11 protein-coding genes are annotated in these 10,749 nt (G+C 70.4%); 4 read left to right on the top strand and 7 right to left on the bottom strand.

All coding sequences use genetic code 11. The features are described 5' to 3' along the window. Window position 1: 1 nt before the first annotated feature. From pcaH to IH68_RS0118245, 4 genes are read right to left on the bottom strand one after another with little or no spacing between them, the layout of a single operon-like run. The gene (gene pcaH, locus IH68_RS0118260) at window positions 2-775 is read right to left on the bottom strand and encodes a protocatechuate 3,4-dioxygenase subunit beta (protein WP_030936330.1); all 774 of its coding nucleotides are present in this window, start codon (window positions 773-775) and stop codon (window positions 2-4) included. 44 nt (window positions 776-819) lie between these two features. Continuing rightward, window positions 820-2,022 (bottom strand): thiolase family protein, encoded by a 1,203-nt coding sequence (locus IH68_RS0118255; protein WP_030936327.1) that lies wholly within the window; start codon window positions 2,020-2,022, stop codon window positions 820-822. Continuing rightward, complete coding sequence (locus IH68_RS0118250; protein WP_030936325.1) at window positions 2,019-2,663, bottom strand: CoA transferase subunit B; 645 nt, start codon at window positions 2,661-2,663, stop codon at window positions 2,019-2,021. Before IH68_RS0118250 ends, IH68_RS0118255 begins: the two co-directional genes overlap by 4 nt. Further along, a complete protein-coding gene (locus IH68_RS0118245; protein WP_030936323.1) occupies window positions 2,663-3,418 on the bottom strand; it encodes a CoA transferase subunit A in 756 nt (251 codons plus the stop codon). The genes IH68_RS0118250 and IH68_RS0118245 overlap by 1 nt, the downstream gene beginning before the upstream one ends. Window positions 3,419-3,629: 211 nt before the next feature. On the opposite strand from IH68_RS0118245, the gene IH68_RS0118240 reads away from it, so the two are divergent. Beyond that, window positions 3,630-4,094, top strand: coding sequence for a MarR family winged helix-turn-helix transcriptional regulator (locus tag IH68_RS0118240; RefSeq protein ID WP_030936320.1), 465 nt, complete (start codon window positions 3,630-3,632; stop codon window positions 4,092-4,094). 14 nt (window positions 4,095-4,108) lie between these two features. On the opposite strand, the gene IH68_RS0118235 is transcribed toward IH68_RS0118240, so the two are convergent. Continuing rightward, complete coding sequence (locus IH68_RS0118235) at window positions 4,109-5,053, bottom strand: DUF3048 domain-containing protein (protein WP_030936318.1); 945 nt, start codon at window positions 5,051-5,053, stop codon at window positions 4,109-4,111. Between the two features lie 271 nt (window positions 5,054-5,324). On the opposite strand from IH68_RS0118235, the gene IH68_RS0118230 reads away from it, so the two are divergent. Then, window positions 5,325-6,515, top strand: a complete 1,191-nt coding sequence (locus IH68_RS0118230) for a zinc-dependent alcohol dehydrogenase (RefSeq protein ID WP_030936316.1) — start codon at window positions 5,325-5,327, stop codon at window positions 6,513-6,515. 93 nt (window positions 6,516-6,608) lie between these two features. On the opposite strand, the gene IH68_RS0118225 is transcribed toward IH68_RS0118230, so the two are convergent. Continuing rightward, window positions 6,609-7,673 (bottom strand): ATP-dependent DNA ligase, encoded by a 1,065-nt coding sequence (locus IH68_RS0118225; RefSeq protein WP_030936313.1) that lies wholly within the window; start codon window positions 7,671-7,673, stop codon window positions 6,609-6,611. Between the two features lie 74 nt (window positions 7,674-7,747). Between IH68_RS0118225 and ligD the strand changes: the two genes are divergently transcribed. Further along, window positions 7,748-8,797, top strand: a complete 1,050-nt coding sequence (ligD, locus tag IH68_RS0118220) for a non-homologous end-joining DNA ligase (protein ID WP_030936311.1) — start codon at window positions 7,748-7,750, stop codon at window positions 8,795-8,797. Window positions 8,798-9,089: 292 nt separating this feature from the next. Beyond that, window positions 9,090-10,127 (top strand): LacI family DNA-binding transcriptional regulator, encoded by a 1,038-nt coding sequence (locus IH68_RS0118210; RefSeq protein ID WP_030936308.1) that lies wholly within the window; start codon window positions 9,090-9,092, stop codon window positions 10,125-10,127. A 147-nt stretch (window positions 10,128-10,274) separates the two neighbouring features. On the opposite strand, the gene IH68_RS0118205 is transcribed toward IH68_RS0118210, so the two are convergent. Further along, window positions 10,275-10,625 (bottom strand): helix-turn-helix transcriptional regulator, encoded by a 351-nt coding sequence (locus tag IH68_RS0118205; protein ID WP_030936306.1) that lies wholly within the window; start codon window positions 10,623-10,625, stop codon window positions 10,275-10,277. Window positions 10,626-10,749: the final 124 nt, after the last annotated feature.

Below are 10,749 nucleotides of genomic sequence, written 5' to 3'. Positions count from 1 at the left end.
GTCAGCGCCCTTCTTCGATCCAGGTGGCGTTCGGCCCGTCGAGCACGATGTCCCAGTGGTAGCCCATCGAGAACTCCGGCACGGACAGGTTGTGGTCGTACGTGGCGACCAGCCGCTGCCGGGCCGCGTCGTCGGTCACCGACTGGATGATCGGGTCGTACGGGAACAGCGGGTCGCTCGGGAAGTACATCTGTGTCACGAGCCGCTGCGTGAACGCCGTGCCGAAGAGCGAGAAGTGGATGTGCGCGGGCCGCCAGGCGTTGAGGTGCTGACGCCACGGGTACGGGCCCGGCTGCACGGTGGTGAAGTGGTAGTGCCCGTCGTCGTCGGTCAGTGTGCGGCCGACGCCGGTGAAGTTCGGGTCCAGCGGGGCGTCGTGCTGCTCGCGCTGGTGGGCATAGCGGCCGGCCGAGTTGGCCTGCCAGATCTCGATGAGCTGACCGCGGATCGGCCGCCCGTCCCGGTCGAGCAGCCGTCCGGAGACGGTGATGCGCTCACCGATCGGCTCGCCGGTGTGCTGCCGGGTGAGGTCGTTGTCGATCTCGGTGATGTCGCGCTCGCCGAAGGCGGGGGAGGACAGCTCCACCAGCTCCGGGTCCTTCGCCACGTCGATGGTGATCGGCGGCTGCTTCGGGTGACGCAGGACGGACGAGCGGTACGGCGCGTAGTCGCGTCGCGGCTGGTGCTCCACGGGTGCCCCGTCGGCGAGCCGCTTCTCGTACGCGGCGTGCTCGGCCGCGATCTCCTGGTCGATGTCCTGCTGGGTGAGAGTCATGGGGGTCCCTGGGGCTTCCTGGGTGTTCTTGACGCCTGGTGTTGTTAACGTTCGAGGACGAGGGCGAGGCCCTGGCCGACGCCGATGCAGAGGGTGGCGACGCCGGTGCCTGAGCCGCGGCGGGCGAGCTGGTGCGCGACGGTGCCGGCGAGCCGGGCACCGGAGGCACCGAGCGGGTGGCCGAGGGCGATGGCGCCGCCCTGCGGGTTGAGGATCGCGGGGTCGAACTCGGGCCATTCGGCGACGCAGCCCAGCACCTGGGCGGCGAACGCCTCGTTCAGCTCCAGCACGGACAGGTCGGCGAAGGTCCTGCCCGCCTTGGCCAGGGCCCGGTTGACGGCCTCGACCGGGGCGAGCCCGAAGTAGTGCGGGTCGACGGCGTTGACGCCGGTCGCCGAGACGCGGGCCAGCGGCTCGCGGCCGACCGCTTTCAGGCCCTCCTCGTCGACCAGCAGCAGGGCGGCGGCACCGTCGTTCAGGGGCGAGGCATTGCCCGCGGTGACCGTCCCGTCGTCCTTACGGAAGGACGGCTTCAGCTTGGCCATCGCGGCGAGGGAGGCGTCCGGCCGGACGCACTCGTCGGCGGCGAAGGCGACCGGGTCGCCCTTGCGCTGCGGGACCGGGACGGGCGCCAACTCGGCGTCGAACAGGCCCTGTTGCTGGGCTGAGGCCGCCTTGCTGTGGGAGGCGAGGGCGAACTCGTCCTGCTGCTCCCGGCTGATCTTGTGCTTGTCGGCGATCAGTTCGGCGGACTCGCCGAGCGGGATGGTCCACTGCGGGTCCATCTGCGGGTTGACCATGCGCCAGCCCAGCGTGGTGGAGTACAGCTCGGTGTGGGCGGCGGGGAAGGGCTTGTCGTTCTTGGGGAGCACGTACGGGGCACGGGTCATCGACTCCACTCCGCCGGCCACGGCGATGTGGGCGTCGCCCACCGCGATGGCGCGGGCGGCCTGGATGACCGCCTCCAGGCCGGAGGCGCACAGCCGGTTCACGGTCACCCCCGGCACGGAGGTCGGCAGCCCGGCCAGCAGGGCGGCCATGCGGGCGACGTTGCGGTTCTCCTCGCCCGCCCCGTTCGCGTTGCCGAAGTAGACGTCCTCGATCCGGGAGGGCTCCAACTGCGGTGTCCGGTTGAGGAGTTCACGAATCGCGTGGGCGGCAAGGTCGTCCGGGCGGACGGAGGCGAGGCCGCCGTTGTAGCGGCCGATCGGGGTGCGCACCGCGTCGACGATGTAAACCGTGTTCACAGCAGGTCCTCCGCAACGGTCAGCTTGGCGTCGGTCCGGGTGATGACGTCGTCGACGCTCACGCCGGGGGCGACCTCGGTCAACACGAGCCCGTCCCGTGTCACATCGATCACGCCGAGATCGGTGATGACCCGGTTCACACACGCCTTGCCGGTCAGTGGCAGCGCACACTCCTCCAGGATCTTCGCCGAGCCGTCCTTGGCGGTGTGCGTCATCACCACGATCACCGTGCGCGCGCCGTGCACCAGGTCCATCGCTCCGCCGATCCCGGTGATCAGCTTCCCGGGGATGGCCCAGTTCGCCAGGTCACCACGAGCGGAGACCTGCATCGCGCCCAGCACTGCGACATCGATGTGCCCGCCGCGGATCATCGAGAACGACAGTGCCGAATCGAAGAAGGAGGCACCCGGCAGAACGGTCACGGTCTCCTTGCCCGCGTTGATCAGATCCGGGTCGACGGAGTCCTCGGCCGGATACGGACCGGTGCCGAGGATCCCGTTCTCCGACTCCAGCACCACCTCCACCCCCGCCGGCAGGTAGTTCGGGATCAGCGTCGGCAGCCCGATGCCGAGATTGACGTACTGCCCGTCCTCCAGCTCGCGCGCGGCCCGCGCGGCCATCTGCTCGCGTGTCCAGGCCATCAGCTGCTCACCGTCCGCTGCTCGATCTTCTTGTCGCCGGCCTGCTCCGGTGTCAGGGCGACCACCCGCTGCACGAAGATCCCCGGCAGATGCACTGCGTCGGGATCGATCTCCCCGGCCTCCACCAGCTCCTCCACCTCGGCGATCGTCACCCGCCCGGCCATCGCGGCGAGGGGGTTGAAGTTGCGGGTGGACTTGTTGAACACCAGGTTGCCGTGCAGGTCGCCCTTCGCCGCCCGCACCAGCGCGAAGTCGGTCCGGATGCCCCGCTCCAGCACATACTCGGTGCCGTCGAACTCCCGCACCTCCTTGGGCGGCGACGCCAGCGCGACCCCGCCCTCGCCGTCGTAGCGCCAGGGCAACCCGCCGTCGGCGACCTGCGTGCCCACCCCGGCCGGGGTGTAGAAGGCCGGGATCCCGGCCCCGCCTGCCCGCAGCCGCTCCGCCAGCGTGCCCTGCGGGATGAGCTCCACCTCGAGTTCCCCGGCCAGATACTGCCGCGCGAACTCCTTGTTCGCCCCGATGTAGGAGCCGGTCACCCGCGAGATCCGCCCGGCCGCCAGCAGAACCGCAAGCCCCGTGTCCATCGCCCCGCAGTTGTTGGAGACCACGCTCAGCCCGGACACGCCCCGCTCGTACAGCGCCCCGATCAGCACGTTCGGCACACCGCTCAGGCCGAACCCGCCCACCGCCAGCGACGCACCCTCCGGCACATCCGCCACCGCCTCAGCGGCTGTGGCGACCACCTTGTCCATCCGTGAAGCCCCATCCCGTCCGAGCGCCCGGTCACGAATTAATCAGGGCACTGAGTATTTTGGTGAAGTTTCCTTCACGCTGCCACCCGAGCCGCTGGACGTCAAGACCCCGAAGAACAGCAAGGTCAGTAGCGGGGTGCAGCTCTACAGACAGTCGACTGGGCGACAGGTATCGTTCAGTGCACCAACGAATTCGACCTCGGGAGCGCACATGGCCGCGGTGGACCTCACCACCCACCCCGGGCACCTGGCCCGGCGGCTGCAGCAGGCCCACTACCTGCTGTGGAACACGATGGTCTCGGAGGAGATCACCTCGCCGCAGTTCGCGGTCCTCAACGCGCTCGTCGCCGAGCCGGGCCTGGACCAGCGCACGGTGGGGGAGCGGGTGGGTCTTGACCGGTCGACGATCGCCGAGGTGATCAGCAGGCTCGGGCGTCGTGGGCTGCTCGACAAGGTGCGTGATCCGCAGGACGGCCGTCGTTTCCTGCTGCGTCTCACCGACGACGGTGTGCGCACCCACCGCAAGCTGACCGTGCGCACGGCCCGGATGAACCAGGTCTTCCTGGCCCCGCTGTCCGCCGAGGAGCAGTCGGTGTTCTTCGATCTGATCGGGCGGGTCGCCGATGCGGCCGAGGGGCTCCGCAACCCGGCGGAACCCCTCGTGGCGCAGGGCTGAGCGCGCCGGACCTATCACGGTGCCTTCGTCAGTACCACCCACACCTGACCCTTCGCGAAGTTCACCGGCCTGCCGTCCTTCGTCGTGAAGTGCGTGCCGTCGGTGGCCTTCCTGCGCTGCCAGTTGACGTCGTAGACCCGTCCGTCGCGCAGGACCTGCGCCTTCCCGGAGCCGACCGTCGCGGTGTACGGCGTGTTGTTGCCGAGACGGTCGTGAAAGGCGGACTGCCGCACCTTCACGTACTGCACGACGACCGTCGCAGGCGCCACCCGCTTTCCGTCGGCCGTCGTGGTGGGTTTCCCGTCCATCGCCACCAGGTAGCGGTGCAGGCCTGCGGACCAGGTGAAGGTGAAGCCGGCGGCGGGGAAGCGGATGGTGCGCGTGTTCTCGGGTCTGCCGCCGGCCGGTGCGGCGCCGTAGCGGAAACCGGTGGTCAGCGCCTTCGTGCCCGGTGGCGACGGCATCAGGCGGGCGGGGCGCAGGAAGAGGTTGTGCGGTGCTGGTCTGCCGGTGCCGCGGAAGTAGGCGCCGGACGCCTTTTCGGGCGGCTCCGCCTGCAGCGGGGCGCTGTTGATCAGCGGCAGCAGCTTGTGCTGCGCCCCGGAGAAGGCGAGCGTCGGATTGTGGAACTGGCGCAGCAGCTCCAGATCCGACTCGCGGGCGCTGCGCACCGGCCCGACGGCTTTCGGTAGCGTGCTCGCGTACACCGCCATCAGGCGGCTCAGCCCGCCCTCGACCTGTTCCGCGTACACGACGTCCGCCGAGTCGAGTCCCGTCTGGGGCCGGGCCGCGGGCGCGTTGTCGATCTTCACTGCGAGTACGGGGGTGCCGCTGACGATCTCCTCCGGCTGCCTGGGGGCCTGCGTCCGGCCGCGTCCGTCCTGCGCCGGGCCGTGCTGATCCGTGCAGCCCGCCGCCAGCGCGGCCGTCGCCGTGGCGGCCAGCAGCGCCACTGTCATCGAGGCGCGTCGCGGACGCGCCAACCGTCCCGTGCTCACCGTGGCCACCACATCCCGTGTGAATGATTGTGCGCTTATACGTTCATTGATGGCCATACCCGCTTGGTTCTGATTGCGCGCGTTCGATACGCCCATTGGCCCTGGTCCGGCTGAGAGCCCTGGGCCCTGTTTCCGGCCTTGCTCCTGATCCCGCTTCGGGAAGCGGCGGGGCGGGTACCCGGGCGGCACCGCGGCAGCAGACACACCGATGCGACGGAGGGAGCGCCACGCGATGAAGGCTGTGACCTGGCAGGGGAAGCGGGACGTACGGGTCGAGGAGATGCCCGATCCGGGGATCCAGGAGCCGACCGACGCCGTCATCCGCATCACCTCGACGGGGCTGTGCGGCTCCGATCTGCATCTGTACGAGGTGCTCACGCCGTTCATGACACCGGGCGACATCCTCGGACACGAACCGATGGGCATCGTCCAGGAGGTCGGGGCCGGCGTGCCGGACCTCGCGGCGGGCGACCGTGTCGTGGTGCCGTTCCAGATCGCGTGCGGCAACTGCTGGATGTGCCTGACAGGCCTGCCCACGCAGTGCGAGACCACACAGGTGACCGGCGAGGGCATGGGTGCCGCTCTCTTCGGCTACACCCGCCTGTACGGCGCGGTGCCGGGCGCCCAGGCCGAGTATCTGCGGGTGCCGCAGGCGCAGTACGGGCCGATCAAGGTTCCGGAGGGTCCGCCCGACGACCGTTTCGTCTATCTCTCCGACGTCCTGCCCACCGCCTGGCAGGCGGTCGAGTACGCAGGGATCCCGGAGGGCGGCAGCGTCGCCGTGCTCGGTCTCGGGCCGATCGGTGACATGGCCTGCCGTGTCGCCCAGGTGCGCGGCGCCGGGCGGGTGTTCGGGGTGGACCTGGTGGGCGAGCGGCTGCGCCGGGCGAAGGCGCGGGGCGTGGAGACATACGACCTGCGGAGCTTCGACAGCGAGAAGGAGCTGGTCCAGGCGATCCGCGACGAGACCGACGGCCGCGGCCCCGACGCCGTGATCGACGCGGTCGGCACCGAGGCCCACGGCAGCGCGGCCGCACGGCTGGCCCAGCAGGCCTCGGCCCTGCTGCCCCGCAAGCTCGCAGGGCCGCTCGCCGAACGCTTCAGCATCGACCGCCTCGCCGCCCTGCACACCGCCATCGAACTGGTCCGCCGCGGCGGCACGCTCTCCCTCGTCGGCGTCTACGGCGGCACGGCCGATCCGATGCCCCTGCTCACCATGTTCGACAAGCAGATCCAGATCCGCATGGGCCAGGCCAACGTGCGCCACTGGAGCGACGAGATCCTCCCGTATCTGACGGACGAGGACCCCCTCGGCGTCGACGACTTCGCCACCCACCGGCTGCCGCTCACCGACGCGCCGCACGCGTACGAGATGTTCCAGCGCAAGCAGGACGGCGCGGTCAAGGTCCTCATGACGCCGTAGGACAATTCAGCCCGTCCGGCGTTTGAGGACGAGGCCGTTCAGGCCGAACGGGGGTCTGGGGGCGGAGCCTCCGGGCAGCCTGGACACTGCCGGTCAAGTGCCCAAGATCTCCGCCAGGTCATACCGCACCGGCTCCTCCAGCTGCGCGTAGGTGCAGCTCTGAGGGGTGCGGTCCGGGCGCCAGCGGCGGAAGCGGGCCGTGTGCCGGAAACGTGCCCGGTTCTCCATGTGGTCGTACGCCACCTCGGCCACCCGCTCCGGTCTCAGCGGCACCCAGGACAGGTCCTTCTTGCCCGACCAGCGGCTGGGGGCGCCGGGCAGCCGGGCCGTCTCGTGCGCCGTCTCGTCGGACCAGGCCGCCCAGGGGTGCCCCTCGGCGTCCTCCATCCGCAAGGGCTCCAGCTCCTCGACCAGCTCCGCGCGCCGCTTCATCGGGAACGCCGCCGACACGCCCACATGCTGCAGGGCGCCCCTGTCGTCGTAGAGGCCGAGCAGCAGCGAGCCCACGATCGGGCCGCTCTTGTGGAAGCGGTAGCCCGCGACGACGACGTCCGCCGTTCGCTCGTGCTTGATCTTGAACATGGCGCGTTCGTCCTGGAGGTAGCGCAGCGTGAGCGGCTTGGCGATGACGCCGTCCAGGCCCGCCCCCTCGTACTCCTCGAACCAGCTCTGCGCCACGTCGATGTCGGTCGTGGCCGGCGCGAGGTGGACCGGCGCGGTCACCTCGGCCAGCGCCCGCTCCAGCAGCGCCCGCCGGTCGGTCAGCTGCACGTCCAGCAGCGACTCGTCGGCCAGGGCCAGCAGGTCGAAGGCCACGAACGACGCCGGGGTCCTCTCCGCGAGCATCCGTACCCGGGAGTCCGCCGGGTGGATACGCTCGGTGAGCGCGTCGAAGTCGAGCCGCCCCTCCCGCGCGATGACGATCTCCCCGTCCAGCACGCACCGCTCGGGCACCCGCTCCTTCACCGCCACCACCAGCTCGGGGAAGTACCTGGTCAGCGGCTTGCCCGTACGGCTGCCCAGTTCGACCTCGGCCCCGTCGCGGAACACGATCGCCCGGAAGCCGTCCCACTTCGCCTCGTAGTGCATGTCCGGCGGAATCTTCGCCACCGACTTGGCGAGCATCGGCTTCACGGGCGGCATCACCGGCAGATCCATGGTTCCGATTCTGCTCGCATACGCAGCCTGTCGCCCGGTGTGCGAGGTTGACCAGGTGCGCCTACCGTGGCCGCATGGGTGAAGCGGTGGAACTGGAATCGGGCGGCCGCACCGTCCGCCTCTCCAGCCCGGACAAGATCTTCTTCCCGGAGCGCGGTTTCACCAAGCTGGATCTCGCCCGGTACTACATCGCGGTCGGCCCCGGCATCCTGCGCGCCCTCCGCGACCGGCCCACCACCCTGGAGCGTTACCCGGAGGGCGTGACCGGCGAGAACTTCTTCCAGAAGCGGGCGCCCAAGAACATGCCCGACTGGATCCCGACCGCCCACATCACCTTCCCCAGCGGCCGCAGCGCCGACGAGATGTGCCCCACCGAGGAGGCCGCCGTCCTGTGGGCCGCCCAGTACGGCACGCTCACCTTCCACCCCTGGCCGGTGCGCCGCGACGACGTCGACCGCCCCGACGAACTGCGCATCGACCTCGACCCGCAGCCCGGCACCGACTACGACGACGCCGTCCGCGCCGCCCACGAACTGCGCTCCGTCCTCGACGAGTTCGGCGGCCTGCGCGGCTTCCCCAAGACCTCCGGCGGCCGCGGCCTGCATGTCTTCGTGCCGATCGAGCCGCGCTGGACCTTCACCCAGGTCCGGCGGGCCGCCATCGCGGTGGGCAGGGAGCTGGAGCGCCGGATGCCGGACCACGTGACCATCAAGTGGTGGAAGGAGGAGCGCGGCGAGCGCATCTTCGTCGACTACAACCAGACGGCCCGCGACCGCACCATTGCCTCCGCCTACTCCGTACGACCCCGCCCGTACGCCCCGGTCTCGGCGCCCCTGACCTGGGAGGAGGTCGGGGTCGCCCACCCCCGGGACTTCGACATCGCGACCATGCCCGCGCGCTTCGCCGAACTCGGCGACGTGCACGCGGACATGGACGACCGACGCTTCTCGCTGGAGGACCTGCTCGAACTGGCCCGCCGCGACGAACACGACCACGGGCTGGGCGATCTGCCGTATCCGCCGGAGTACCCGAAGATGCCGGGCGAGCCGAAGCGGGTGCAGCCGAGCAGGGCGAAGAAGGCGCCTGAGGCCCAGGCGCCTCCGTCGGGTCCTACAACTCCTTGATCCGGATGTCCCGGTAGGAAACGACATCCGTCGTGCTGTGCACCTGCAGTTCTTCCGGGGCACCGCCTGTCACGGGCGAGGTCATCGGTATCGACCGGGGCGTGACCATCACTGCCGCTCAGTCCGATGGGCGGCAGCTGAACTGCCGGGGGTACAAGCCGCACGAACGCTGAGGTCATGGGCGGACGACTCCTGCATACGAGGGATCCCGGTGGTCCGAGAGCGCTCTCACGACGCTGCCCGCCCGGAGCTATCCTGATCGGCAACCGCCGAGCAGGAGCAGGAGCCCGAAGTGACCGACACAGCGCCGCGCCCCACACTGGAGGCCGTGGCCGCCCGGGCGGGCGTGTCCCGGGCGACCGTCTCACGCGTGGTGAACGGCGGCGACGGAGTCAGGGAACCCCTGGTCGCGCGGGTCCGGCGGGCGGTTGAAGAACTCGGATACGTGCCCAACCAGGCCGCCCGCTCCCTCGTGACCAGGCGGCACGACGCCGTGGCCGTGGTCATCGCCGAGCCGGAGACCCGCGTCTTCGCCGACCCCTTCTTCGCACTGCAACTGAGGGGCATCAGCAAGGAGTTGACGGCACACGACAACCAGCTCGTGCTGCTGCTCACCGAGGGCCGCGACGACCACGCCCGCGTCGGCCGCTACCTCGCCGGGGGCCATGTGGACGGCGCGCTCGTCTTCTCCCTGCACCTCGACGACCCGCTGCCCGGCCTGATCCAGCACGCGGGCGTGCCGACCGTGTTCGGCGGGCGGCCCGGCTGGAGCGACGGCCGCAGCGGGGTGGTGTACGTCGACAGCGACAACCGCGGCGGCGCCCGCGAGGCCGTACGCCATCTCGTCGGGCTCGGCCGCACCCGGATCGCGCACATCACCGGGCCCCTCGACCAGACGTCCGCGGCGGACCGGCTCGACGGCTTCCGGGACGTCATGGTCGACGCCGATCCCCGGCTCATCGTCGAGAGCGACTTCACCCCGGTCGGCGGTGAGCGGGCGATGCGGGAACTCATCGAGCGCCGCCCCGACCTGGACGCCGTGTTCGCCGCCAACGACCTCACCGCGGCGGGCGCGCTGCGCGTGCTGCGTGAGCGCGGGCGGCGGGTGCCCGACGACGTCGCCGTGATCGGCTTCGACGACATGCTGCCCGTCGCCGAGCAGGCCGATCCACCGCTGACGACGGTCCGTCAGGACATCGAGGAGATGGGCCGGCTGATGGCCCGGCTGCTGCTGCGCCGCCTCGGTCCCCGCGGCACCGACGAGGGCGTCGCAGGCGCGCCGTCGAGCGTGGTCCTGCCGACGACACTGGTGCGACGGGCCTCGGCCTGAGCCGCATCGCGTCTCCACCGCGCACGGGCCGGTGGGGGCCGGTCGCGCCCATGCCGCGGAGCCGCATGTCGATACGGCCCCGCGCCCCTTACGGGGGGCGGTACCGCGCGGACTTCACCGACACCGCTCGGCCGGGCGGTGGTGCCGTCAGGCCGTGGCGTGGGGCCGTGTGCCGCCGGGGGAGCTGGTGGAGCGGACTGCCTCGTCCTGCACGAGCAGGGAGAGCAGTGATGCCACGGTCAGTCCCGCCTCGGCGGGATGGCGCAGGACCTTGCTGGGATCGATCCGGTAGGTGTTGGTGCGTCCCTCCCTGGTGTGGGAGAGATAGCCGGCTTGTTCGAGGTCGGAAATGATCTTCTGGACGGCGCGTTCGGTGAGGCGGCAGTGCGCGGCGATGTCACGGATCCGGGCGGTGTGGTTGTCGGCGATGGCCGCCAGTACGCGCGCGTGATTGGTGACGAACGTCCATCCGGTGTGTGGCTCGGGCACTCCATCCATGTCCCAACTGTAGCGAGTCAGTATTCGCGCATTCAAAAGCACGCACTGGATTTCATGTATTTCTTGACGTGTGCGGCGGAAGAGGGGAACCTTGGGAGCGGAGGTAGACGAGCATTCGAGGGAG

It is taken from the genome of Streptomyces sp. NRRL S-646 (genome assembly GCF_000720765.1).
Classification (GTDB): Bacteria; Actinomycetota; Actinomycetes; order Streptomycetales; family Streptomycetaceae; genus Streptomyces.
Note: the sequence above shows the minus strand (reverse complement) of the source record. Positions and strands in the feature narration are given on the sequence as shown.